The sequence below is a fragment of the Streptomyces sp. NPDC029836 genome (assembly GCF_055574495.1).
This window is the reverse complement of sequence record NZ_JBVHZI010000004.1, coordinates 495,501-518,913: the sequence shown is the minus strand read 5'-3', so window position 1 is coordinate 518,913 and position 23,413 is coordinate 495,501. Positions and strand designations below refer to the sequence as shown.

Here is a 23,413-nt window from a genome sequence, read left to right as displayed (position 1 = left end):
TGCGCGGCCCCTCACTTACGACCCAGCCCGCCCAGTTCCTCGGCCATGACCCGGCCGGCCTGCTCCGCCAGATCGTCCTCGGTGATGTCCTCGTCCGTGTCCAGGCCGTCCAGGGCGGCCAGGGGCTGGTCGAGCCGGACGTGCGCGATCAGCGACTGGAGGGCGCGCAGCGTGGCCGAGGCCGTCGGACCCCAGTTGGTGAAGTACGAGAACTGCCACCACCACAGGGCCTCGGTGATCCGACCGGCCTGGTGGTGGATGAGCCCGTGCCGCAGGTCCGCGACCACGTCGGCCAGGTCGTCGGAGATCCGGTGCGGGACCGGCGCCTTGCGCGGCTCGTACGGGTCGAAGACCTCGGAGTAGACGTCGACCGGTTCCAGCATGAGCGCGAACCGCTCGCGCAGGTCGTCCACGTCCGGCTCCGGGCCCAGGTCGGGCTCGTAGCGCTCTTCGGGCAGGACGTCCTGGTACGCGCCCAGCCGACCGCCCGCCAGCAGCAGCTGGGACACCTCCAGCAGGAGGAAGGGCACGGCACTGTCCGGGTCCTCGCCCTTGGCCACCATGGTGACCGCGACGATGAACGACTCGATCTGGTCCGCGATCGAGGCGGCGAAGTCGTCCGGGTCCTGGCCGAGGGCGTGCAGCGTTGCGTCAGACATCGAGAAGTCGCCTTCCTTCAAAGGCCCGCCCGAGCGTGACCTCGTCCGCGTACTCCAGATCTCCCCCTACGGGGAGCCCGCTGGCCAGACGGGTGACCTTGAGGCCCATGGGCTTGATCATGCGGGCGAGGTAGGTGGCGGTCGCCTCGCCCTCCAGGTTCGGGTCGGTCGCCAGGATCAGCTCGGTGACCGTACCGTCCGCCAGGCGCGTCAGCAGTTCGCGGATCCGCAGGTCGTCCGGGCCGACGCCCTCGATCGGGCTGATCGCGCCGCCGAGGACGTGGTACTTGCCCCGGAATTCGCGGGTCCGCTCGATCGCGACGACGTCCTTCGACTCCTCCACCACACAGATGACCGTGGTGTCGCGGCGCGGGTCGCGGCAGATGCCGCACCGTTCCTCCTGCGCCACGTTCCCGCAGACCGCGCAGAAGCGGACCTTGTCCTTGGCCTCCAGCAGCGCGTGCGCGAGGCGGCGGATGTCGGTGGGCTCGGCCTGCAGGACGTGGAAGGCGATCCGCTGCGCGCTCTTGGGCCCGACGCCGGGCAGCCTGCCCAGTTCGTCGATCAGGTCCTGGACCACGCCTTCGTACAACGGACTGCCTTCTCTCGTTCGGTAGGGGTTCGGTCGATGTCACACGGGACGATCCGGCGCAGACGCTAGAACGGCAGGCCGGGGATGCCTCCGCCGCCGCCCAGCATCTGGGCGAGCGGACCCATCCGCTGCTCCTGGAGCGCCTGGGCGTTCTCGTTGGCCGCCTGAACCGCGGCGACCACCAGGTCGGCGAGGGTCTCGGTGTCCTCCGGGTCCACGGCCTTCGGGTCGATCACCAGCGCGAGCAGTTCACCGGAACCGGTGACGGTCGCCTTGACCAACCCACCGCCGGACTGACCCTCGACCTCGGCCGCGGCCAGTTCTTCCTGGGCCGCTGCGAGATCCTGCTGCATCTTCTGGGCCTGCTGAAGCAGCTGCTGCATGTCGGGCTGGCCACCACCGGGAATCACAGGGCACTCACTCCTTCGGGAACGCTTGGTCAATCCGAGCCTACGTGGTCCCCGCGCGGCGCGCCCTACGCCGGGAGGACCAACTCTTTCGAGTGAGAGATACGGCGTGCGCGTACCTGCTGAGGCCCTCCCTGCGGGCGGAAAACCGGGGATTCGTCGTCCATGCCCCGGCATTCGAAGGTAGGAAGAGCATGCGCACCATTACGCACACGCGCACCACCACACGTCAGCGCAGGCAGAGGGAGTGCCGGGTGAGTCAGCCGGAGATGCAGCCCGAGGGGCCACCCCGGGATCCCGCAGAGGACGGCGACGGCGACCTGACCGGCCGGCCGTTCCCCCTCGGGGACTGGGGCGAACCCGCCGAGCGGCTCGACGAGCTCTACCGGCGCGTCGAGGCCGACGCGCTGCGCACCGCCGAGTGGTACCTGTCCGACCGGGCGTGGAAGCGCCGCGGCGCACGGGCGCTGCGGGTGGGCGCGGCCGCCGGCGCCGTCTCCGGCGCCGCGATGCCCCTGCTGGAGCTGACGGGCTCGGCGCCGGGCGCGTCCGAGTACGGGTACCTGTGCCTGCTGTTCGCCGCCGCCTGCCTGGCCTGCGACCGGTTCTTCGGGCTCACCTCCGGGTGGATGCGGGACGTGGCGACCGCGCAGGCCGTGCAGCGCCGCCTCCAGACGCTCCAGTTCGACTGGGCCTCCGAGAACGTCCGCGAGGTACTGGGCCCGACCGAGGGCACCGCGAGCGAGGCCGCCGAGCGCTGCCTGACGGTGCTGCGGCGCTTCTCGGAGGACGTGACGGAGCTGGTGCGCTCGGAGACGGCGGACTGGATGGTCGAGTTCCGCGCGGGCCCCGCCCCCCTGGTGATGCAGTCCCTGGCCGGCTCCACCGCACGCTCCGACCCGGGCGTCCCCCCGGCCCGCTTCCCCCTCCCCCCGGGCACCCGGCCGAACATGCCGCGCCAGCGCCCGCCGGAACAGCCGCGCTGAGGTGCGTGGTTGCGGGGCGCGGGCGCGGGGCGGTGCGCCCCGCACCCGCCGCGCGGTCGGGTCCGACGGGATCGGGCCGGTGGGGCCGGGGCCGGTGGAACCGCTCCGCCCGGTTCGTCCGGTTCAGCTGAAGATGATCATCGATCCCTGGCCGAGGCTGCGTGTCGCCGCCGCGTGCAGCCCGAGCCACACGTGGCGCTCCCGGGCGAAGGGGCTCTCGTCGTACGGGATCGGCCCGGCCGATTCCTCCAGCGACGTCGGCCGGCCCGGCGGAGCCGGTGCGGCGGGCGGGTTCCCCGGGTCTATTCCGATCGCCGGGGCGACGACGGCCAGCTCCCGCAGCAGCCCCTGCGCGGACCCCAGCGGTCCGCCCCCGGCCAGCAGTTCCTCGTTGGCCAGCGGAGCCGCGAAGTCCACCGGCACGTAGGCCCCGGCGTGGTCGTAGTGCCACACCAGGTGCGACTGCTGGGCCGTCGGTTCGAACATCTCCAACAGCTGCTCGTAGTCCCCGCCCAGCTCGTCCACCGGCGTCACCGGCAATCCGCAGATCTGCAGCAGGTACGCGCGCCGCAGGAAGTGCAGCGCGTCGTAGTCGAATCCGGCCACGGGGGCCACGTCCCCGTTCAGGCCCGGCATGTACGCGAACACGGGGACGGACGGCATGCCCGCCTCGCCCAGCGCCTTGTCGTAGGAGGCGATCTCCTCCGCGAAGGGGTTGTCGGGGCTGTGGCACAGCACATCGACGAGGGGGACCAGCCACAGGTCACAGGCCACGCGGGCTCCGATCGGTCGGATCAGTCGTGTCGACTGCCACTGATGCCGCCAGCGTAGTGCGCCGGACACGCTCCGCGAAGGGGTGCGCAAGGACCCGGGGGTGCCGGCGCCGCTCACGGGGCCGGGGGCGGGCGCCGCGTCACGGGGCTCAGAGTCCGGCGGCCCAGTCCAGCCCGTGCTGGTTGTACGCGCGCACGATGCGCCGTACCTCGTCGGCGTCCGCCAGCGTCACGGCCTCGACCAGCTCGTTGTGCCCGTCCCAGAGCGCCGTCCGCAGTTCCGGCGCACCCTGGAGGTACGGCACGGAGAAGACCCAGCACTGCACCCGTATGCGGTGCAGGAACTCGGTGATGTAGGTGTTGCCGACCAGGCCGCTCAGCTCCCGCCAAAACCGCAGGTCATAGCCGATCAGCACTTCGAGCGAGCCGCCGCGCGCGGCCTTGCGCGCCTCCTCCGCCCGGCGGCGCACCGACACCAGCATCTCGCACGCACCGGGGGCGGTGCCGCGTTCGACGAGCCGTCGGAACATGCCGTCCACGATCAGCGTCCGCGCTTCGATCATGCCGACGAAGTCGGCGACGGAGTAGACGCGGACCCGGAACCCCCGGTGCGTGGCGGACTCCAGCAGGCCCTGCGCGGCGAGGTCCACGAGGGCCTCGCGCACCGGCGTCGCGGATACCTCGTACTGCTCGGCGATCTGCTTGACCGTGAACTCGGTGCCCGGCGGCAGCCGTCCCGCGAGCACCTCGTCACGCAGCGCGTCCGCGATCTGCTGCCGAAGGGTGTTGCGGGTGACACCTCCGCTGCCTGGCATAGGGGTCCGTCTCCTCCATAGATCTTCGGACACCTTAGGCCAGGCAGCGCGGCTGAAACCGAACGGTTTACGCACCAGTACGCGACGGGAAGCGGCCGGCGCGCGGCGGCCGTCCGGCCGGTATGCGGACATAACGCCCGTTATCCGGACGCTATCCGGATGGTCAGGCTCCGGTCGTGTGGCGGTCGGCGACCGTCAGCGCGTCGTCGAGCAGCGCCAGACCCTCCTTGGCCTCGGCCTCCGTGATCGTGCAGGGCGGGACGACGTGCGTCCGGTTCATGTTGACGAACGGCCACAGCCCGGACGCCTTGCAGGCAGCCGCGAATTCGGCCATCGGCGCGTTGGCCGAGCCCGCCGCGTTGTACGGCACGAGCGGCTCGCGCGTCGCCTTGTCCCGTACGAGTTCCAGGGCCCAGAAGGTGCCGAGACCCCGGACCTCGCCGACCGACGGGTGTCGCTCGGCGATCTCGGCGAGCGCCGGGCCGATCACGTTCTCCCCGAGGTGCGCGGCGTGCTCGACGATGCCCTCCTCCTCCATCGTGTTGATCGTCGCGACGGCCGCCGCGCAGGCCAGGGGGTGACCGGAGTACGTCAGTCCGCCCGGGTACGGGCGTGTGGCGAACGTCTCGGCGATGGCTCCGGAGATGGCGACGCCACCGAGCGGGACGTATCCGCTGTTGACCCCCTTGGCGAAGGTGATCAGGTCCGGGGTGACGTCCCAGTGCTCGGCGGCGAACCACTTGCCGGTGCGGCCAAAGCCCGACATCACCTCGTCCAGGATGAAGACGATGCCGTGGCGGTCACAGAGCTCGCGCACGCCGGCGAGGTAGCCCGCGGGCGGGGTCATGATCCCGGCGGTGCCGGGCACCGACTCCAGGATGATCGCGGCGACGGTCTGCGGGCCCTCGAAGGCGAGGGTGTCGGCGAGGTGGGTGAGGGCGCGCTCGCACTCCTCGGCCTCGGTGCTCGCGTGGAACGGCGAGCGGTAGAGGAACGGGCCCCAGAAGTGCACGACACCGGCCGAGGCGGTGTCCGAGGGCCAGCGGCGCGGGTCGCCGGTCAGGTTGATCGCGGCGGAGGTGGCTCCGTGGTACGAGCGGTAAGTGGAGAGCACCTTCTGGCGACCGGTGTGCAGCCGGGCCATCCGTACGGCGTTCTCCACGGCCTCGGCGCCGCCATTGGTGAAGAAGATCTTGTCGAGGTCCCCGGGGGTGCGCTCGGCGATGAGGCGTGCGGCCTCGGAGCGGACGTCCACGGCGAATCCGGGCGCGAGGGTGCAGAGCCGGCCGGCCTGTTCCTGCACCGCCGCGACGACCTTGGGGTGCTGGTGGCCGATGTTGGTGTTGACCAGTTGGGAGGCGAAGTCGAGGAAGCGGTTCCCGTCGTAGTCCCAGAAGTACGACCCCTCGGCACCGGCGACGGCGAGCGGGTCGATCAGGGCCTGGGCGGACCACGAGTGGAAGACGTGAGCGCGGTCGGCGGCCTTCACGGTCGCGCCGGTGACATGAGGGGTCATGCGGTCACGCTAGAAGTGCGCAGGTGGGGAGGGATATCGGCGGACTGTATGGGGGTGGGGGGCCATCCTCGGCAGTCTGTCCGCCGCGGCCGGGCGCCGGCGGTTCGCCTGCGTGGGACATTGACAGCATGCTGACGAGATGACAGTCTCTTGTCATCTTCCTCGTCGATGCCGTTGGAGGCCACACCATGAGCGAGACCCCGCGCAAGCCCGTCCACCTCGCCGTCTACGACACCTACGCGGACTGGGAGACCGGCCACACCACCGCGCACCTCGCCCAGCGCGGCCACGAGATCCGTACGGTCGGACCCGCCGCCGGACTTCCGGTCACCACGATGGGCGGCCTCCGCGTCCAGCCCGATCTGGCGCTCGCGGAACTGCGCCCCGAGGACTCGTCGCTGCTGATCCTCACCGGCGCATCCCTGTGGGACACCGGCGACGACCTGGCCCCGTTCGCGGCGAAGGCCCGCGAGTTCCTGGCCGCCGGAGTACCCGTCGCCGCGATCTGCGGCGCCACCGCGGGGCTCGCCCGCGAAGGCCTGCTGGACGGCAGGCGCCACACCAGCGCCATCTCCTTCTACCTCGCGGGGCAGCCGGGCTACGGCGGCGCCGAGCGTTACGTCGACGCTGACGCCGTCACCGACGGCGACCTGATCACGGCCGGCCCGACGGAGCCGGTGGCCTTCGCCCGCGAGGTCTTCGCCCGCCTCGACGTGTACAAGCCGGACGTCCTGGACGCCTGGTACCGGCTGTTCCACCACTCCGACGAGAGCGCGTACCCGGTCCTGATGGCGGCCGAGGAGGCCGGCGATGCCTGATCCGCTCCCGCGGGGGGAGGGTCCGGCGGCCGAGGCCGGGGGCCTTGACCGGGCCGACGGCCTGTCGCTCCGGGGGCGGCAGGACCTGCTGAGCCGTACCGCGCTCGGGGTCTTCCAGCTCAACGGCCAGTTCCTCGCCGTCTCGGAGGAACTGGCCCGCCCGGCCGGGCTCACGGCCGCGTGGTGGCAGGTGCTGGGCGCCGTGCTCCGGGAGCCGCTGCCCGTCGCGGGTGTCGCCCGGTCCATGGGCATCACCCGGCAGAGCGTGCAGCGCATCGCGGACCTGCTCGCGGCGAAGGGGCTCGCCGAGTACGTGCCGAACCCCGCCCACCGGCGCGCGAAGCTGCTGCGCCCGACCGAGGAGGGCCGCGCCGCGATCGCCCGCATCCACCCCGGTCACGCCGCCCTCGCCGACCGCCTCGCCGAGGAACTGGGCGAAGCCGCCTTCGCGGAAACGGCCCGCGCCCTGGAACGCCTCTCCACGGCCCTCGCCGCCATCACCGCGACGCCCGACGCGTAAGGAGCTGCGGGGGGTGAGGGGGGCGCGGGCGCGGGCGGGCCCGGGCGTTGGATGCGCGCGTGGGGCCGGGGCCGTACGGGCCGCTTCGGCGGCCGGACACGTACGGGCCCTCGGCCCCGACGGCGCAACCGGCCGAGCGGCCGGAACCGTCCCTCCCCTTGCGGAGCCCACCGCATTACGCTCGGCCCGTCCGGCCAGTGTCAGGGGGAAGGACCACCCGGCGATGGAACAGTTGCGCCCCGCCGATCCGCATCACATCGGCCCCTACCGGCTCCTGTGCCGTCTCGGCGCCGGCGGCATGGGCCAGGTGTACCTCGCCCGGGCGGATCGGGGACGTACCGTCGCCGTGAAGCTCGTGCACCCGGCCCTGGCCCGGCACGAGCCGTTCCGCAGCAGGTTCCGGCACGAGGTCGCCGCCGCCCGGCACGTCGGCGGGGCGTGGACGGCGCCCGTGCTCGACGCCGACACGGAGGCCGACGTCCCCTGGTTCGCGACCGGCTACATCGCCGGCCCCAGCCTGCGTCAGGCCGTGAGCCACGACTTCGGGCCCCTGCCCCCGCGCACCGTGCGGACCCTGGCCTCCGGCCTCGCCGCCGCCCTCCAGGACATCCACCGCGCGGGGCTCGTCCACCGGGACCTGAAGCCGTCCAACGTCCTGCTGACCGTCGACGGACCCCGCGTCATCGACTTCGGGATCGCCCGGCCCCCGCAACGGCCCCCGGGCGACCCCGACGAAGGCCTCACCCGGACCGGCGAACTCCTCGGCTCCCCCGGGTTCACGGCCCCGGAGCAGGTGCTCGGCGGGCCGGTCACCCCCGCGTGCGACGTGTTCTGCCTCGGCGCCGTCCTGGCGTACGCGGCCACCGGCCGGCTGCCCTTCGGCGACGCGCGGCAGCCCGGCGGCGGCTCCGGGCTGCTGCTGCGCGTCATCGAAGCGGAACCGGACCTGGACGGCGTACCGGCGGAGTTGCGCCCGGTCGTGGCGGCCTGCCTGCACAAGGACCCCACCGCGCGGCCGGATCCGGCGGAGGTGTGGGCGCGGGTCGGGGCGGGGGACGCCGCAGCCGGCGACGGGCGGGCTCCGGAGCCGTGGCTTCCGGCGCCGCTGGTGGCGCAGCTCGGGCGACACGCCGCCCAACTCCTCGACCGCGAGCAGGGTGGGCCGGACCGGGCGCCGCAGGAGGGGGAGGGAGCGGGGGCGGGAGCGGGGGCGGGAGCGGGGGCGGAGGCGCCGTGGGTTCCGCGTGCACCGAGTGCACACGTACCTCGGACGTCGGGGGCGCCGGGGACCGCTCGGACCCCTGAGGGGCGTGCTCGGATACCGCAGGCCGCGCCCATGCCGGCGCCGCCTACCCCGCTGATGCCCCCGCTGCCGGTCGCACCCGCGCCGGTGCCTCTGGCGGTGCCGGTGGCGGTTGCGGCGCCTGTGGCGGTGGCGGTGCCGGTGCCGGTGGCGCAGCCCGCCGGCCGGGACTACGAACCGCCGACCGCCGGGGCCGGGGCCGGGGCCGAACCCCCGTCCCGCCCGCACGTCGCGTCGACGGTGTTCCTGTTGGCGATCGCCGCCGTCGTCGCCGTGGCGGCCGGCGGCTCGGTGTACGCCGTCATGAGCGCGGAACCGGAACCGCCCTCCCCCGCCCCGGCCCCCACCGCGTCCGGCGTCGGCCCGGGCCGGGATTCCGCTCCTCCCGCAGGAAGTCGTGGCGCAGACCCGGGCGAGGGTCCCGGCACCCTACCCAAGAGCTACGTCGGAACCTGGCGTGCCGACCACGGCTCCTCGACGTGGCACCTGACCCTGACCCCCGGCACGGTGGGCGACACCGTCATGGCCCTCCGCGTCGAGAACCCCGGCTACGTCTGCTCCTGGCGGGCGCCCCTGCGAAAGGGCCCGGACCCGGTCGAGCTCGACGCCTCCACCGTCGCCCCGGGTAGCCCTCCCACCTGCACTTCCGGCAGTCCGAGCCGACTGCGCCTGCTGCCCGACGGGACCCTTCGGCGCGAGCTGGAGGAGGCATCGATTCCCCCTCTCACGTATCACCGGGAGTAGGCCGCAGCCGATTGTGTCGAAGTCAATAAGCCTGCAAGCAAAGCTTGTTGCGCGAGAGGGCCCCATCGCACACTGCGGCACATGGAGCCGTTGAAGGTAGTGGCACAACTGTGGGAGCGGATCGAGGCACGCGACTGGGACGGCGTGACCGGGCTCATCGCCGAGGACGCCGTCATCGAGTGGCCGGTCAGCGGCGAACGCATCGTGGGCCGGGCCAACTTCATCGCCGTCCTCCGTGACGAGGGGGACGCGGGCGACGCGGCGGGCGAGGGAGCTGGGGACGAGCGGACCACCGGACAGGTCGAGGTCCTGCGCATCCTCGCGGACGGGGACCTCGTGGTCACCGAGGTGGAGATACCCGAGGACCACGTCCTCTACCGGGCGGTATCCCTGTGGACCGTACGGGAGGGGGAGATCGTCGGGGCCCGCGAGTACTGGACCAGCCCCGGCCAGGACCCCGCGCCCCGCTGGCGAGCGGGGTACGTCGAACCTCTGGTCGCAGACTGAGCCCGCCTGCTCACCCAACTCGCCGCCGCGACCGGGGTACTGGCCCTGTCGACCGTCGTACCCGGCCCGGACATGGCGATCGCGACCGGGCGGGCCGTCTCGCGCGGGCGGGCCGCCGGGCTGCGCACCGTCGGCGGGATCGGCGTCGGGCTGCTGCTTCGGGGCGCCCTCACCGTGGCCTGACCGGCCGCGCTGCTCGCCGTGTCCGCCGAGGTGTACCTGATGGTCGGACTCTCGGGGGCGGCGTACCTGTGCTTCCTCGGCATCCAGTCACTGCGCCGGCCGGCCGGCGCGGGCGGGGAGGCGCCGGGTCAGGGCGCGGGGGAGGCCGCCGGTGGCGGTACCGGCGGCCGGGGCGTCCGGGCGGCCGGGCGACCGGGGCGGCGACGGATCGGCCGGCGCGTGGCGCACCGGCCTGATCGCCAACGACGCCATCAACCCGAAGATCGCCCTCTTCTGCACCGGCCTGCTACCACCCGTCGCCCGGGGGGCCTGCCTGCGGCGGTCGGGATGGCGCTCCTGGTGCTGGTCCACGTGGTGCTGACGGTGGCCTGGTTGAGCACCTACGTCTACGTCCTGTCCCGCGCCCGGCGATTCTTCGCGCGTCCGCGCGTCCGCCGGACGATGGGCCGGGTGACGGGGATCGTCCTGATCGGCTTCGGCGTGCGGGTCGCGACGTCGGCCACGTAGCTCGCGGGTAGGGGTCGACTGCGCCTGGCGGTTTAGCCCAGCAGCCGGTCGAGTTCCTCGGAAACGGCTGCCCGCACGGCGTCGTGGCGGGGGGCCAGCGCATACCGGTCTCCGCGCCAGAACTCCTCGTCCTCGTACAGCCAGACCGGCAGCCGGACGATGTCGTCGGCCTCCCAGTCGTAACGGGGCCAGATGTGGGCGTGCAGGTACGGGTCGGTGTTGCCGAGGATCTCGATGTTCACGCGCCGGAAGGCCGGGTCGAGGCGCGCGCAGGCACGCTCGACGGCTTCCGCGAGCCGTTCCAGGTCGGTGAGGTACGCGATCCGGCGCGTCGGCGGCAGATCGGAGAGCCGGGTCACGGCGGGGTCGTCGGTCAGCAGCACGGAGTACCCGGGCAGGAACTGACGGTCGCCGATGGCCGCGAACCCGGAGTCGAGGCGGCGCAGGACGGTGGGGTTCTCCCCCCGGTGCGCGCTGCCGATGCGGTCCGTTCGCCAGTCGGTCTGACTGTCGGTGTGCCGGGCGGCCTGACTGTCGGGCCGGTTGTCGGTGTCGTTCATCCCCGGACCCTAACGAAAGGTGCGGTAAGGACTCCGTACGGCCGTCACATGGCTCTGGGGTCGGGCCAGTCATACCTGAGAGCTACACGCAAAGGCGGCTCCGCAGCGTGACGACGACGAGGCCTCCTGATTCCTAACTTCGGTACCAGGTCGGGCGCTTGCCCGGTCGGGACCGCAGGAGAAGGAAGAGAACACGCCATGACCACGAGCAGCCGCATCCGCCGTACTCTGCTGGCCGGCCTCGTTGCCGCAGCCGTCGTGTTCCTCGTCTCCGCGGCGGCGTCGCCGCGGACACCCGCTCCGGCGCCCGCGATCATCGCCGAGTCGGCGACCGCGCGGGAACGGTACGCGGCGAACCTCGGCAACCCCGCGGAGGCGGCCCGCACCGCACACGGCGCGGGCCACGTGGCCCGGGCCGCGAAGCTCCGGGCCATGGCCGCCGCCCCGGTCGGGATTCCGTCCGGAGCACGGGAGCGATCAGCTCCGGCTACCGGTGTTCGCGACGGCCCTGGCCGTCTGCTGGGCGGCGTTCCGCTCCCACGAAGACCCCCGCCCCACCCGCCGCCCTCCCTCACGACGCCACTCCTCCCCCGGACCGCCCCGGGCCGCCCCGGGCCGCCCCGGACCGCGCAGCCCACGCAGCCCACGCAGCCCACGCAGCCCACGCAGCCCACGCGCAGAACGCCCGCCCGCCGCGTCGGTCACGGCATGACGGCGCGCAGCACTTCCGACCGCCCGGCCCCCGCACCCACGCCCCTACACCCGCCTCTGCAATTCCCCCTGCTCCCGACCCCGTCGCAAGGTCGGTCCTTGATCCGGGGCCGCAGCGTGGCCGGGGTCGACCGACTTCCGTTGAGGAGATCACCCATGCCTAGGCTGTCCCGCGTGAACAAGCAACCGGCGCCCTTGGGCGGGTCCTTGCCGGCCGACCCCGGCAATCCGGTCGGTGAGCTCTTCACCCTGCGCCCCGCCCCGCTGCCGCCCGTGGCCCGACCGTCATGGCAGGCCCGGCTGCCACACATCGTGGTCCTGCTCCTGGCGGCCTTCTTCGGGCTGGTCGTCAACCATGAACTCACCGAGTACCACCGGCTCACCGGTGGCTTCCCGGCGGTGGCAGCGGGCCTGACCGGCGCATCCGTCGCCCTCGCCCTGATCCGCCCGATACCCGCCTGGTGGCTCGCCCTGATCACGGCGGGGGTGGTCACCGGCGTGGCCCGGGACCCCGTACGGGAGGGCGAACCCTGGCCTTGGCCGCCCAGCGGGTACCTGGCCTCCGCCCTGATCGTCCTGTTGGTGGCACTGCGGGTGTCGCCCCGGGCCACCGTGTGCGTGGTGGCCGTCTCGGCTGGTTCCACCGGTCTGGCCGAGCTGCTCTTCCGGCCGGTGCAGGGCGCGAGCACGTTCGTCGCCTCCGGGCTCCTCTTCGGGATCGCCGGGCTCCTCGGGTGGGTACTGCGCGCCCTGCGACTGGCCCGCCGGCAGCTGGTCGTGCAGGAGAACGTGGCCGACGAGGAGCGGGCCCGGCGGACCCTGCTGGAGGAACGCAGTCGGATCGCGCGCGAGTTGCACGATGTCGTCGCCCACCACATGTCGGTGATCTCCATCCAGGCTCAGGTCGCCCCGCACCTGGTGGAAAGCCCGTCCGAGGAACTGAAGGAGAACCTGGCGGGCATCCGGCAGAACGCCCTGGAGGCCCTCACCGAACTGCGCCGGGTGCTGGGCGTACTGCGGTCCGAGCAGCCCGAGGATCCCGCCGACCCCCATCACCCGCAGCCGACCCTCGCCGAACTGAGCGGGCTCGTCGCCAACGTGCGGGGCGCCGGCATGGACGTCACCACCGAGACGGCGGGGGTCCGCCGGTCGTTGCCGGCGGGCGTCGAGCTGACCGCGTACCGGATCGTGCAGGAGGCCTTGAGCAACTGCCTGCGTCACGCTCCCGGTTCGCGGGTGGAGGTCGGTGTCGCGTACGGGCCGCGCGATCTGCACCTGTGTGTCGCCAACTCCGCTCCGACCCGGCCCGCTCCGCCCTCACCCGGAGCGGGGCACGGACTGCTCGGGATGCGGGAGCGGGCGGGCATGCTGGGCGGCGAACTGGCGGCGGGCCCACGACCGGGCGGCGGTTACGAGGTGAGTGCCGTCCTGCCCCTGGATCCGTCGTTCGGGTCCTCCTCCGAGACGAAGAAGGACAGATGAGCACTCCGATCAGGGTGGTGATCGCCGACGACCAGATGATGGTGCGGCAGGGCTTCACCGTCCTGCTGAACGCGCAGTCGGACATCGAGGTGGTCGGTCAGGCCGTGGACGGGGCGGATGCGGTGGCGAAGGTCGCCGAGCTGGGTCCGGACGTGGTGCTGATGGACATCCGCATGCCGGGCATGGGTGGCATCGAGGCCACGTCGGTCATCACCCGCGCGCCCGGTTCGGCGGTGAGGGTGCTCGTGCTGACCACCTTCGACCTCGACGAGTACGTCTATGAGGCGCTGCGCGCGGGCGCCTCCGGGTTCCTCCTGAAGGACGCCTCGGCGGAGCAGCTCGCCGAGGCGGTGCGCGTGGTGGCCGCCGGGGAGGCCCTGCTGTCGCCGAACATCACCAGGCGGCTGATCACCGAGTTCTCCCGGCTGGGGACGCCGCGGGCCCCGTCGAAGGCGCGCATCGAGGCGCTGACGGAGCGGGAGACCGAGGTGCTGTCGTTGATCGCCCAGGGGCTGTCCAACGCGGAGATCGCCGCGCACCTGGTGGTGGCGGAGCAGACCGTGAAGACGCACGTCAGCCGGGTCCTGGTGAAGCTGGGGCTGCGGGATCGGACCCAGGCGGCGGTGTTCGCGTACGAGACGGGTCTGGTCCGTCCGTCGGGCTACTGAGGGGCCCGCGTAGTACCTGAGAGGGACCCACAGAAATCCCCTTCCCTACCGACGCGGGCTACCGCGGCCCCCACCTACGGTTCAGGTATGACCGAGACGACCACCGGGGCCACCCCCCGACCGCCAGAGCTGCGGATGGCCACGGGCATCATGCAGAGCCTGCGTGATGACCTGATCACCCACGCGTTCGCCTACCGCCCGCTTCCGCCGATGCCCACGGACGGACCGTTGACCCGGCGGCTGTCCCCGAGGATGGCTGCGAGGGTGGCGTACCTGCCGCACGCGGCGATATGCGCGACGGCGTTCTTCGTGGTCCTGCTGGCAAGCGCGGGCAACATCGGTGGGGCGCCCCTCCAATACCTGGTGATGGGACTGATCGCGGCGACCCCGCTGCTGATGACCCTGGTCCGGCCGGTGGGGGCCTTCTGGGCTGCGTTGGCGGCGACGGCGGCGCTGTCCGTCCTCCATGCCCAGAGTTTCACCTGGCCGTGGTCGCCGAGCACCTTCGTGGCCTACCTCGCGACGGTCACGGTCGTGGCGGCGCGGACCCGGCCCAGGGTGGCCGGTTGGATATGGGTCATCACGGTCGTGTTCGGCGAGCTCCTGCCGATCCTGGTCGGTTCCTCCAACGCGGGGGAGGCCGCCCCGATGGCCTTCGCGTCGGCGGTGGCGTTGTTGGTCGTCACGGTGCGCAACACGCGCAGGGAGGCACGGCAGGAGGTCTCCGCGCAGCAGAAGGTGACGGCCGTCGAGCGGGACCGGCGGACGCTGCTGGAGGAGCGGACGACGATCGCGCGGGAGCTGCACGACGTGGTCGCCCACCACATGTCGGTGGTGGCGATCCAGGCCGAGGCGGCCCCGTACCGGGTGAAGAACCCGCCGCCGGAGCTGGAGGCGGCGTTCGTCACCATCCGGGAGAACGCGGTGGCCGCACTGACGGAGCTGCGCCGGGTGCTGGGTGTGGTCCGGTCCGCGGACTACGAGGCACCGGACGCCCCGCAGCCGACACTGGCTTCGTTGGAGGGGCTGCTGGCCAACGTGCGGGAGGCCGGTCTGAGGGTGGAGAAGACCGTAACCGGTGCCGTGCGGGAGCTGCCGCAGGGGGTGGAGCTGTCGGCGTACCGGATCATTCAGGAAGCCCTGAGCAACAGCCTGCGACACGCGCCGGGTGCGGTGGCCGAGGTGGAGGTGTCCTACGTGCTGGGTGGTCTGGGGGTACGGGTCGTCAACGGCCCGCCGGTCGGTGATGTCCGTCCTTCGCCCGGCGCGGGGCACGGCATCACCGGGATGCGGGAGCGGGTGGCCATGCTGGAGGGGGAGATGACCGCCGGGGAGAGCGCGGACGGCGGGTACGAGGTCGCGGTGTTCATACCCGTGCGCAGCCGCCCCGAGTCCGTGGAGGAGTCGACATGACGATCAGGGTGCTCATCGTCGACGACCAGATGATGGTGCGCGAGGGCTTCTCGGTCCTGCTGAACGCGATGGACGGCATCGAGGTCGTGGGCGAGGCGGTGGACGGCCGGCAGGCCATCGCCCAGGTGGCGGCCCTGCGGCCGGACGTGGTGCTGATGGACATCCGGATGCCGGAGATGAACGGCCTGGAGGCGACGCGGCAGATCGTGGCCTCCGACACGGACGCGAAGGTCCTGGTCCTGACCACCTTCGACCTCGACGAGTACGTGTACCAGGCGCTGCGGGCGGGTGCGTCGGGTTTCCTGCTGAAGGACGCCTCCGCCCGGCAGTTGGCGGACGGGGTGCGGGTGGTCGCCGCCGGGGAGGCCCTGCTGGCCCCTTCGGTGACGAAGCGTCTGATCGTGGAGTTCTCCAAGCTGGCGGAGGCTCCCCGGCTCGCCGATCCGGCCGGGGTGACGGAACTGACGGAACGGGAGACGGAGGTCCTCGTCCTCATCGCGCAGGGCCTGTCCAACGCCGAGATAGCGGACCGGCTCATGGTCGCGGAGTCCACGATCAAGACGCACGTGAGCCGGATCCTGGTGAAACTGGGCCTCCGTGACCGAACGCAGGCAGCGGTGTTCGCCTACGAGACCCGACTGGTGACGCCGGCGTAGCACTCGACAACGCCTGAATATGACGATCCATCAGATCGCCCGGCGGAGTCGTCCGGCCCGCCAGGGTTCGACATCGAACTCCTTCGCCCCCACGTCGCGACGGCGCCGACGCCGGCGACGGTCGGGCGCCTTCGGCGCCGCAGCTCGCACGGGGTGTCGCGCCCGGCGACCCGCCCGGACGGTCCCCAGCACGCGGCGGCGCACTCCGTGTGTGGAGCGGCAACCCGTTCCGACAGGTGGAGCGGTGACACCTTGCCGCGTCAGGGAAACGGCCTACGCTGCGTGGATGGGTTTTGATCCGTGGGACGCCGCGTTCGTAGCCGATCCGTACCCCGCCTACCGGGAGTTGGGGGAGCAGGGGCGGGCCCTGTGGTCCGAGGCGACCGGGCAGTGGCTGGTGCCGCACTACGCCGATGTGAACGGGCTGCTGCGGGACCGACGACTGGGCCGCACCTACCTGCACCGCTTCTCGCACGAGGAGTTCGGGCGCGTGGCCCCGCCGCCGGAGCACGAACCGTTCCACACGCTCAACGACCACGGCATGTTGGACCTGGAGGATCCCGCGCACGGGCGGGTGCGTCGGCTGGTGGCGAAGGCGTTCACCCCGCGCACCGTCGAACGGCTTGCGCCGGAGGTGGAACGGCTGGCCCGCGAACTGGTCGACGGGCTGCGCAAGGCCGGGGGCGGCGACCTGCTGACGGCCGTCGCCGAACCGCTGCCGGTCGCGGTCATCGGGGAGTTGCTCGGCGTTCCGGAGTCCGACCGGGGCCTGTTGCGCCCCTGGTCGGCGGACATCTGCGGCATGTACGAGCTGCGGCCGAGCGAGGACACCGCGCGCCGGGCGGTGACGGCGAGCCTGGAGTTCAGCGCGTACCTGCGGGAGTTGATCGCGGAACGCCGTAGGCGTCCCGGAGCGGATTTGATCTCCGGGTTGATCGCCGCCCACGATGACGAGGGGCGGCTCAGTGAGCAGGAGATGATCTCCACCTGCGTGCTCCTGCTGAACGCCGGACACGAGGCGACCGTCAACACGACGGTAAACGGTTGGTGGGCCCTCTTCCGCAATCCGGCTCAGCTCGCGGAGCTCCGTGCGGATTCCGGAACGGCGGATCCGAAAAAGTTATCCACAGCTGTGGATGAACTAATGCGCTACGACACACCCCTCCAGCTGTTCGAGCGCTGGGTTCTCGAAGACATCCAGGTCGGAGGCACTGTGATCCCCCGCGGGGCGGAGGTCGCCCTGCTCTTCGGGTCCGCGAACCGGGACCCCGCGCGGTTCACAAACCCGGACGAACTGGACCTCGCGCGGGCCGACAACCCGCATCTGACCTTCGGAGCGGGCATCCACTACTGCCTCGGAGCGCCACTGGCCCGGCTGGAGCTGGCGGCCTCGTTCGGGGCGCTGCTGGAGCCGGGACTCCCGCCGCTGAGGCTCGTACGGGAGCCCCAGTGGCAGGACGGCTACGTCATCCGCGGCCTGCGCGAACTGCTCGTGGAGTTCTGAGTCGACCGGCGCCCGGCGCCCCCGGCGCCGCTCGACGCCACCCCCGGCGCCGTTCGACACCTCCACCGACCCGTCAGTCGGCGATGTCCACGCGCATGTTGAACCGCACCCCGTTGATCTTCACCAGCAGGTTCCCCTGCACCTTGCGCCGGGCGAGGGTCCCCCCGACCGCCCCCTTGCCCAGCGCGGCCCTGTCCTGCGGGGCGTGGCTGACGAACTCCGTGAAGAGGCCGCCCCCGGCGACCCCGGCGGCCTGCCGCCACTCGTCGCGCAGTTCGCCGTACGCGTCCGCGTCCATCGCGGAGCCGCCGAGGCCCAGGTTGACGCGCTCGCCGCCCACGTACGCGTCGGCGCACTGCTTGAGAATGGTCGGGACCAGCGTGTCCTTGAGGCTGTAGTGCACCTTCACCGCGGCCGGCAGCCCGCTCGGGTCGCCGGACAACTTGGCCTTGCGCGCGTCCTTCGCGCCCGACTTGAAGATGTCCTCCTTGTCGCTGTCGATGGTCTTGCGGGCCTGCTCGAAGCCGTGTTCGGGGTTCTGTGCGATCCCGACCGACAGGTCCCACTTGCCCGCGGGCACCCACTCGGGGTCGAACCCGATCTCGTCGCAGTAGTCCCTGAGGTTCTGGTCGGCTTCGGCCGCGGACTCGGCGTACTTCGGCATGCGTCCCCTCCGATGTCGTTCGTTCGTGCGGCGACGCGGTTCAACGTGCCGCGCGGGGGACGGCCCGTCAGGCGTTCCGGCGAGATGGTGAAGCGGGCCTACCCATGGGGCGACTGAGGCGGCCAGGAGAGCCCCGCCGGGCGGGCGCCCAGCGGCGAACACCAGCAGGTCGAGTGGAACAACCCGCCGACCCGAGGGGTGACCGCCAGGGCGTTCCAGAGGGAGACGGCCCCGGGTGTCTTCGCGGGGAACCGGAACCACTGGGCATACCGGGCGCACCATGGCCTGTCCTGCGCTCCACGATCGCGGTGCGGTCCCGACCCCCGCACCGGTCGACGCCCTCCCCCTCCCGGGGGACGATGGGTCAGGGGGCTTCGGCACGTCAAAGGACTGATCATGTTCGAGGAAACCAAGGCGTTCAGCGGGTTCGCGGTCAACGACATCCCCCGGGCCAAGGAGTTCTACGGCGGCACCCTCGGCCTGCGCGTCAGCGAGGAGAACGGCATGCTCGTGCTGCACCTCGCCGGCGACACCGACGTGCTCGTGTACCCCAAGGACGACCACGAGCCCGCCGGGTTCACCATCCTCAACTTCCCCGTGCCCGACGTCGAGCGCGCGGTCGACGAGCTCACCGCGGCCGGGGTCTCCTTCGAGCGCTACCCGGGCTTCGACACGGACGCCAAGGGCATCGTGCGCGGCAGCGAGGGCCCGCCCATCGCCTGGTTCAAGGACCCGGCGGGCAACGTCCTGTCGGTACTCGAACCGATGTGACGCCGGGCGGGGGAAGCGGCGCGACGAGGGCACACCGGGGCCGCGCTGCGGTGGCGGCGCGGCCAGCGCCCCGGCGCCCTGCCTGGCGTGGGCAGCGCATCCGGACACGCACCGTCCACGCACGCACCACCCACGCTCCCTCCCCCTCACCCCCTCCCCCCGCGGGAAGGGCCCCGCCGCATGCCGTCACGTCCGACAAGCCCTCCATCGTCCTGGTACCAGGACTCCACCGAGGACCGCATGATCCACCCGGACAACGAGCGCCGCATGGCGGAGCGGATGCACCCCCGCAAGACCATCGAGCTGAACGCCTCGCGCGCCTCCCTGCCTCCCAGCCGGGCGCGGTGACGGACCTGATCGAGGCCGCCGCGACGGACCTGTCCGGCCGCTGACCCGCCCGCACCACCCGGCGCTCCGAGCCGGAGGCAGCTGACCCGCCCGCAACCCCGCCCCCGCCCCCGCCCCGCCCCGCCCCGCCGGCGCCCTACCCCCGGGGCAGGGTCAGGGACCACGCCGATCGGCGCAGGGTCCACGTACGCCGCCGGACCGGGCCCGTCAGGACCTGGTTGGCCCGGTAGCGGAAGTCCGCCCCGGACACCGTCACCGTCTCGGCCCGGCCCGTCAGCGGCAGGCCGCCCGACAGCCGGACCACCACCTCCGCGGGCCCGCCCGGCTCGGCCGTCCGTACGGCGACGTCCTCCACCGGCTGGTCCAGATCCGCCAGGACCACCCCGTCGACCTCGATCCGCAGCCGGTGCACCGGCCGCGCCTCGGGCGCGGCCGGGCTCGGCAGCAGCGTGCGCAGCAGGGAGCGGTACGTACCGCCCCACCGCGCGACCGTGAGCGTGCGCGGGGGCGGCGGGATCCGCAACCCGCCCAGCACCACCCCGTCGCTGTCGTCGACGAGGAGGTCCCGCGACCGCGCCACCCCGTCGAGGGCGGCCCGCGCCGCCGGCACCGCCGACAGCGGCACCCCGAGCGCCCCGGCCAGCGTCAGTGATCCCGGCGGGCCGACCGGGACCAGCGAGAGGACGCCCTCGCCCATTCCGCGCTCCCGTTCCCGGTGCAGCAGCCCCACCGCGCGGACCAGCGCGCGGTCGTCACCCACGATCACCGGCCGCCGATGACCCCGGCGGGCGAGGGCGCGCGCAAATTCCTCCTGCGAATCCGGGAGGCAGATTTTCGCCGTCGCTCCCGCTGACAACACATCCTTCGCGATTCGCACCGACTCGCCGTCAAGACGGCGGGCGACCGGGTCGACGAGCACGAGCAGGCCGCCTACCGGCGCGCCCGCATGGCTCATGGTGGGCTCTGGAGCCGACACCTCGGTCCTTCCTCGGGTAGCATCTTTGTGCAAGAGGCCCTTGCGCTATTGCGCCAGGGCCTTCGTCTATTCCGGGGCACCGGTCCGACGGCTCAGCCTGCGGTGTACATCGTCGTACGCCCCCTGACCTTGGACATGCCCCATCCGGAAGAGGTGTACGCCTGTGCCCGCTCTTGTGCTGCTCGGAGCTCAGTGGGGTGACGAGGGCAAGGGAAAGGCCACCGACCTGCTCGGTGGATCCGTTGACTATGTAGTGCGCTACCAGGGTGGTAACAACGCCGGCCACACGGTCGTCGTGGGTGACCAGAAGTACGCACTGCACCTTCTCCCCTCCGGCATCCTCTCACCCGGATGCACCCCGGTCATCGGCAACGGTGTCGTCGTCGACCCGGCCGTCCTGCTCTCCGAGCTTCGCGGCCTGAACGAGCGCGGCATCGACACCTCCAAGCTGCTCATCAGCGGCAACGCGCACCTGATCACGCCGTACAACGTCACCCTCGACAAGGTCGGCGAGCGCTTCCTCGGCAAGCGCAAGATCGGTACGACCGGCCGCGGCATCGGCCCGACCTACGCGGACAAGATCAACCGCGTCGGCATCCGCGTGCAGGACCTGTACGACGAGTCGATCCTCATCCAGAAGGTCGAAGCGGCGCTGGAGGGCAAGAACCAGCTCCTCGCGAAGCTGTACAACCGCCGCGCGATCGAGGCGGAGGCGATCGTCGAGGAGATGCTCCAGTACGCGGAGCAGATCAAGGGCTACGTCGCCGACACCACCCTGATCCTCAACAACGCGCTCGACGAGGACAAGGTCGTGCTCTTCGAGGGCGGCCAGGGCACCCTGCTCGACGTCGACCACGGCACGTACCCCTTCGTCACCTCCTCGAACCCGACCGCCGGCGGCGCCTGCACCGGCACCGGCGTGGGCCCGACGAAGATCAGCCGCGTCATCGGCATCCTCAAGGCCTACACCACCCGCGTCGGCGCCGGCCCGTTCCCGACGGAGCTCTTCGACGAGGACGGCGAGGCCCTGCGCCGCATCGGTGGCGAGCGCGGTGTCACCACCGGCCGTGACCGTCGCTGCGGTTGGTTCGACGCCCCGATCGCCCGCTACGCGACCCGCGTGAACGGCCTGACGGACTTCTTCCTCACCAAGCTGGACGTGCTGACCGGCTGGGAGGAGATCCCCGTCTGCGTCGCGTACGAGATCGACGGCAAGCGCGTCGAGGAGCTCCCGTACTCGCAGTCGGACTTCCACCACGCGAAGCCGATCTACGAAACCCTCCCCGGCTGGTCCGAGGACATCACCAAGGCCAAGACCTTCGCGGACCTCCCGAAGAACGCCCAGGCGTACGTCAAGGCCCTGGAGGAGATGTCGGGCGCCCCGATCTCCGCGATCGGCGTCGGCCCCGGCCGCACCGAGACGATCGAGATCAACTCGTTCCTCTAGGACGTCCGCGGTACCCCGGGCGGCAACGTCCGCGGTACCGGGGCGGTAGCCCCGTGGAGCTACCGCCCAGGTAGCCCCGTAGGGCTACCGCCGCACGACCGAGCGGGGCAGTCGGCAGGTACGCCGACCGCCCCGCTCCGTCGTTCCCCGGGACCGGGGCACGACGGACTCAGCAGAACGCCTCCTTCGCCACGGCGGCGCCCTTGGTCCAGCCCTGACTGAACTGCTCGTTCGCCGAGGCCGGCGCGGTCGCCGCGCAGTTGGCCCTGACGGCGTCCCAACCGGCGACGATGCCGGCCTTCGCGGTGGTGCCGGTGGCCGCACTCGTCGTACCGTCGCCGCTGCACCGGGTGACGGTCGAGCCCTGCCGGACCGAGTACGTGGCGTCCTTCTTCTGCTTGGCGATCGTGAAGGTGCCGTCCGGGCTCATGCTGAAGCCGGCGCCGACCCCCGTGGACGCTTCCAGGAACGCCGGTCCCGGCAGGAACCCGCCGCCGGAGACGTTCACCGTGCCGTCCGGCAGGACGCCCGACAGCGAACACGTGGCGGCGGGAACGGCCGCGGGAGCCGACGGGGCCTGGGCGAGAGCGGTGGATCCGAGGGCAAGGGAACCCACGATCACGGGGGCGAGCAGGGTCAGGCGCGTACGACGCTTCATGGTGTTTCCTCCCGTGCGGGAGAGGGGGCAGGAGGGCTGGACGCCGGAGCGCGCACGGAGCGACGCGCGACCCCCTGCGGGGTCCGCGGCACCGCACGTCGGCCGCAGGGCCGGACGGGTCCGCCGCTACCCATCGTCTCCCGCCCACCCGTACGTCGCGACCCAGGCGGACCGGTCACGCGGCCCCCGCGCCCGCAGCCGTGTACGTGCGCAGGGGCACGCCGTGCCGACTGTGCAGCCGGAAGACCTCGAGGGCCGCGATTCTCGGGGCGGGTCCAGCGCCCGGTCCGGCCCACACCCGTCCGGCCCACACCCGGGCGCGGCCCACCACCCGGTCGGGGCCTACCAACCCAGCTGCGCGATCTCCTCCGAGACCACCGCGCAGGCGTCCGCCGCCGGGTCGATCAGCGGGAAGTGGCCGACCCCGTCCAGCAGGGTCAGGCCGACCGTCTCGCCCGCCTTCGCCGCCGCGGCGACGTACGACTCCGCCACCTCGGGCGGGACCACGATGTCGTCCCGCCCGTGCACGACGGCGGTGGCGATGCCCGTCGGGAGCAGCGCGGCCGGGTCCACGAAGGGGAGCCGCCGCGCCCAGTGCTCGGCGCCGCCCAGCAGCTGCGCCGACGCGCCCCCGCACACCTCCAGCTCCTCCGCGACGGCGAAGTCCGCGATCGGGGCCAGCGCCACCACCCCGCGCAGCGCGGGCGGGGCGGCGAGCCGCCACGGGGAGTCGGGCGGCAGCACGTGTCGGGCCGCGGCCCACAGGGCGAGGTGGCCGCCCGCGGAGTGCCCCGTCACGACGGTGCGCCGCGGGTCGGCCTCGGGGAGCGCGGTCGCGGCCAGCGCGGGGAGGGCGTCCATGGCGGCGGCGACGTCGTCGAAGGTCTCGGGCCAGCGTCCCGCGACGGGTCCGCCCGCCCCCTGGTGCGGAAGTGAACTACCGCGCCGGTACTCGACGTTGGCAACGGCGAAGCCCTGGCGGGCCAGGAAGCCGGCGAGCGGGGTGACGTGCTGCCGGTCGTACGGGGCGCGCCAGGCCCCGCCGTGCAGGACGACGACCAGGGGGGCGGAGCCGGGGCCGCCGCCGCCGTGCGGGGCGTAGAAGTCGATGACCTGGTCCGGGTGTTCCCCGTACGCGGCGCTCGCGTCGGGGAGGACCGGGGGGTGGGCGAAGGCCGAGGCGGCCTCGGCGGCGTCCCGTTCGACTGCGGGGTCCGTCATCGGC

At 72.5% G+C, this 23,413-nt stretch carries 25 protein-coding genes; 14 read left to right on the top strand and 11 right to left on the bottom strand.

All coding sequences use genetic code 11. The annotated features are described in order from the left end of the window. Nucleotides 1–11: 11 nt before the first annotated feature. The 3 genes from ACZ4XJ_RS16135 to ACZ4XJ_RS16125 all read right to left on the bottom strand — a co-directional run bounded on the left by ACZ4XJ_RS16135 (nucleotide 12) and on the right by ACZ4XJ_RS16125 (nucleotide 1,661). The gene (locus ACZ4XJ_RS16135) at nucleotides 12–659 is read right to left on the bottom strand and encodes a DUF5063 domain-containing protein (protein ID WP_362875361.1); all 648 of its coding nucleotides are present in this window, start codon (nucleotides 657–659) and stop codon (nucleotides 12–14) included. Then, nucleotides 652–1,251, bottom strand: a complete 600-nt coding sequence (gene recR / locus ACZ4XJ_RS16130) for a recombination mediator RecR (RefSeq protein ID WP_319192216.1) — start codon at nucleotides 1,249–1,251, stop codon at nucleotides 652–654. The genes ACZ4XJ_RS16135 and recR overlap by 8 nt, the downstream gene beginning before the upstream one ends. 65 nt (nucleotides 1,252–1,316) lie before the next feature. Further along, the gene (locus tag ACZ4XJ_RS16125) at nucleotides 1,317–1,661 is read right to left on the bottom strand and encodes a YbaB/EbfC family nucleoid-associated protein (RefSeq protein ID WP_362875360.1); all 345 of its coding nucleotides are present in this window, start codon (nucleotides 1,659–1,661) and stop codon (nucleotides 1,317–1,319) included. Nucleotides 1,662–1,912: 251 nt separating this feature from the next. On the opposite strand from ACZ4XJ_RS16125, the gene ACZ4XJ_RS16120 reads away from it, so the two are divergent. Beyond that, nucleotides 1,913–2,644: an SLATT domain-containing protein gene (locus ACZ4XJ_RS16120; RefSeq protein ID WP_362875359.1), complete on the top strand. Its 732-nt coding sequence runs from the start codon at nucleotides 1,913–1,915 to the stop codon at nucleotides 2,642–2,644. A gap of 123 nt (nucleotides 2,645–2,767) precedes the next feature. Here ACZ4XJ_RS16120 and ACZ4XJ_RS16115 read toward each other — a convergent pair whose 3' ends face one another. From ACZ4XJ_RS16115 to ACZ4XJ_RS16105, 3 genes are all read right to left on the bottom strand, one after another. Next, nucleotides 2,768–3,418, bottom strand: coding sequence for a hypothetical protein (locus ACZ4XJ_RS16115; RefSeq protein ID WP_362875358.1), 651 nt, complete (start codon nucleotides 3,416–3,418; stop codon nucleotides 2,768–2,770). 148 nt (nucleotides 3,419–3,566) lie between these two features. After that, complete coding sequence (locus ACZ4XJ_RS16110) at nucleotides 3,567–4,232, bottom strand: GntR family transcriptional regulator (RefSeq protein ID WP_468496519.1); 666 nt, start codon at nucleotides 4,230–4,232, stop codon at nucleotides 3,567–3,569. A 163-nt stretch (nucleotides 4,233–4,395) separates the two neighbouring features. Next, nucleotides 4,396–5,748: an aminotransferase class III-fold pyridoxal phosphate-dependent enzyme gene (locus ACZ4XJ_RS16105; RefSeq protein ID WP_468496518.1), complete on the bottom strand. Its 1,353-nt coding sequence runs from the start codon at nucleotides 5,746–5,748 to the stop codon at nucleotides 4,396–4,398. Between the two features lie 188 nt (nucleotides 5,749–5,936). On the opposite strand from ACZ4XJ_RS16105, the gene ACZ4XJ_RS16100 reads away from it, so the two are divergent. The 5 genes from ACZ4XJ_RS16100 to ACZ4XJ_RS16080 all read left to right on the top strand — a co-directional run bounded on the left by ACZ4XJ_RS16100 (nucleotide 5,937) and on the right by ACZ4XJ_RS16080 (nucleotide 10,330). Next, a complete protein-coding gene (locus tag ACZ4XJ_RS16100) occupies nucleotides 5,937–6,566 on the top strand; it encodes a type 1 glutamine amidotransferase family protein (protein ID WP_362875355.1) in 630 nt (209 codons plus the stop codon). Beyond that, nucleotides 6,559–7,086, top strand: a complete 528-nt coding sequence (locus ACZ4XJ_RS16095) for a MarR family winged helix-turn-helix transcriptional regulator (RefSeq protein ID WP_362875354.1) — start codon at nucleotides 6,559–6,561, stop codon at nucleotides 7,084–7,086. Before ACZ4XJ_RS16100 ends, ACZ4XJ_RS16095 begins: the two co-directional genes overlap by 8 nt. Nucleotides 7,087–7,309: 223 nt before the next feature. Continuing rightward, a complete protein-coding gene (locus tag ACZ4XJ_RS16090) occupies nucleotides 7,310–9,133 on the top strand; it encodes a serine/threonine-protein kinase (protein ID WP_468496517.1) in 1,824 nt (607 codons plus the stop codon). Between the two features lie 81 nt (nucleotides 9,134–9,214). Beyond that, nucleotides 9,215–9,640: a nuclear transport factor 2 family protein gene (locus ACZ4XJ_RS16085; RefSeq protein ID WP_468496516.1), complete on the top strand. Its 426-nt coding sequence runs from the start codon at nucleotides 9,215–9,217 to the stop codon at nucleotides 9,638–9,640. Between the two features lie 510 nt (nucleotides 9,641–10,150). Further along, the gene (locus tag ACZ4XJ_RS16080) at nucleotides 10,151–10,330 is read left to right on the top strand and encodes a LysE family transporter (protein ID WP_468496515.1); all 180 of its coding nucleotides are present in this window, start codon (nucleotides 10,151–10,153) and stop codon (nucleotides 10,328–10,330) included. Nucleotides 10,331–10,362: 32 nt separating this feature from the next. Here the strand turns inward: ACZ4XJ_RS16080 and ACZ4XJ_RS16075 are convergent, their stop codons facing one another. Beyond that, the gene (locus ACZ4XJ_RS16075; protein ID WP_468496514.1) at nucleotides 10,363–10,890 is read right to left on the bottom strand and encodes an HIT family protein; all 528 of its coding nucleotides are present in this window, start codon (nucleotides 10,888–10,890) and stop codon (nucleotides 10,363–10,365) included. 885 nt (nucleotides 10,891–11,775) lie between these two features. Here ACZ4XJ_RS16075 and ACZ4XJ_RS16070 point away from each other — a divergent pair. The 5 genes from ACZ4XJ_RS16070 to ACZ4XJ_RS16050 all read left to right on the top strand — a co-directional run bounded on the left by ACZ4XJ_RS16070 (nucleotide 11,776) and on the right by ACZ4XJ_RS16050 (nucleotide 17,324). Then, a complete protein-coding gene (locus ACZ4XJ_RS16070) occupies nucleotides 11,776–13,083 on the top strand; it encodes a sensor histidine kinase (RefSeq protein WP_468496513.1) in 1,308 nt (435 codons plus the stop codon). Continuing rightward, a complete protein-coding gene (locus ACZ4XJ_RS16065; protein WP_468496512.1) occupies nucleotides 13,080–13,751 on the top strand; it encodes a response regulator in 672 nt (223 codons plus the stop codon). Before ACZ4XJ_RS16070 ends, ACZ4XJ_RS16065 begins: the two co-directional genes overlap by 4 nt. An 87-nt stretch (nucleotides 13,752–13,838) precedes the next feature. Next, on the top strand, nucleotides 13,839–15,164 hold the full coding sequence (locus ACZ4XJ_RS16060; protein WP_468496511.1) for a sensor histidine kinase: 1,326 nt from the start codon (nucleotides 13,839–13,841) through the stop codon (nucleotides 15,162–15,164). Continuing rightward, a complete protein-coding gene (locus ACZ4XJ_RS16055; protein ID WP_362875346.1) occupies nucleotides 15,161–15,820 on the top strand; it encodes a response regulator transcription factor in 660 nt (219 codons plus the stop codon). The genes ACZ4XJ_RS16060 and ACZ4XJ_RS16055 overlap by 4 nt, the downstream gene beginning before the upstream one ends. A gap of 286 nt (nucleotides 15,821–16,106) precedes the next feature. Then, nucleotides 16,107–17,324 carry a cytochrome P450 gene (locus ACZ4XJ_RS16050; RefSeq protein WP_468496510.1) on the top strand — a complete coding sequence of 406 codons (1,218 nt, stop codon included), beginning with the start codon at nucleotides 16,107–16,109 and terminating at the stop codon, nucleotides 17,322–17,324. A gap of 73 nt (nucleotides 17,325–17,397) precedes the next feature. Here the strand turns inward: ACZ4XJ_RS16050 and ACZ4XJ_RS16045 are convergent, their stop codons facing one another. Further along, nucleotides 17,398–17,988, bottom strand: a complete 591-nt coding sequence (locus ACZ4XJ_RS16045; protein ID WP_468496509.1) for a hypothetical protein — start codon at nucleotides 17,986–17,988, stop codon at nucleotides 17,398–17,400. 396 nt (nucleotides 17,989–18,384) lie between these two features. Between ACZ4XJ_RS16045 and ACZ4XJ_RS16040 the strand changes: the two genes are divergently transcribed. Both ACZ4XJ_RS16040 and ACZ4XJ_RS16035 read left to right on the top strand, forming a co-directional pair. Then, the gene (locus ACZ4XJ_RS16040) at nucleotides 18,385–18,759 is read left to right on the top strand and encodes a VOC family protein (protein ID WP_362875343.1); all 375 of its coding nucleotides are present in this window, start codon (nucleotides 18,385–18,387) and stop codon (nucleotides 18,757–18,759) included. 180 nt (nucleotides 18,760–18,939) lie between these two features. Beyond that, nucleotides 18,940–19,107: a hypothetical protein gene (locus ACZ4XJ_RS16035; RefSeq protein WP_468496508.1), complete on the top strand. Its 168-nt coding sequence runs from the start codon at nucleotides 18,940–18,942 to the stop codon at nucleotides 19,105–19,107. A 136-nt stretch (nucleotides 19,108–19,243) separates the two neighbouring features. Here ACZ4XJ_RS16035 and ACZ4XJ_RS16030 read toward each other — a convergent pair whose 3' ends face one another. Further along, nucleotides 19,244–20,062 carry a serine/threonine-protein kinase gene (locus ACZ4XJ_RS16030; RefSeq protein ID WP_468496507.1) on the bottom strand — a complete coding sequence of 273 codons (819 nt, stop codon included), beginning with the start codon at nucleotides 20,060–20,062 and terminating at the stop codon, nucleotides 19,244–19,246. A 184-nt stretch (nucleotides 20,063–20,246) separates the two neighbouring features. Between ACZ4XJ_RS16030 and ACZ4XJ_RS16025 the strand changes: the two genes are divergently transcribed. Then, entirely contained in the window at nucleotides 20,247–21,530 is a 1,284-nt protein-coding gene (locus ACZ4XJ_RS16025) for an adenylosuccinate synthase (RefSeq protein ID WP_362875340.1), read from the top strand. 169 nt (nucleotides 21,531–21,699) lie between these two features. On the opposite strand, the gene ACZ4XJ_RS16020 is transcribed toward ACZ4XJ_RS16025, so the two are convergent. Then, nucleotides 21,700–22,188: a hypothetical protein gene (locus ACZ4XJ_RS16020; protein ID WP_362875339.1), complete on the bottom strand. Its 489-nt coding sequence runs from the start codon at nucleotides 22,186–22,188 to the stop codon at nucleotides 21,700–21,702. 342 nt (nucleotides 22,189–22,530) lie between these two features. Next, nucleotides 22,531–23,409, bottom strand: a complete 879-nt coding sequence (locus ACZ4XJ_RS16015) for an alpha/beta hydrolase (protein WP_468496506.1) — start codon at nucleotides 23,407–23,409, stop codon at nucleotides 22,531–22,533. Between the last annotated feature and the right edge of the window lie 4 nt (nucleotides 23,410–23,413).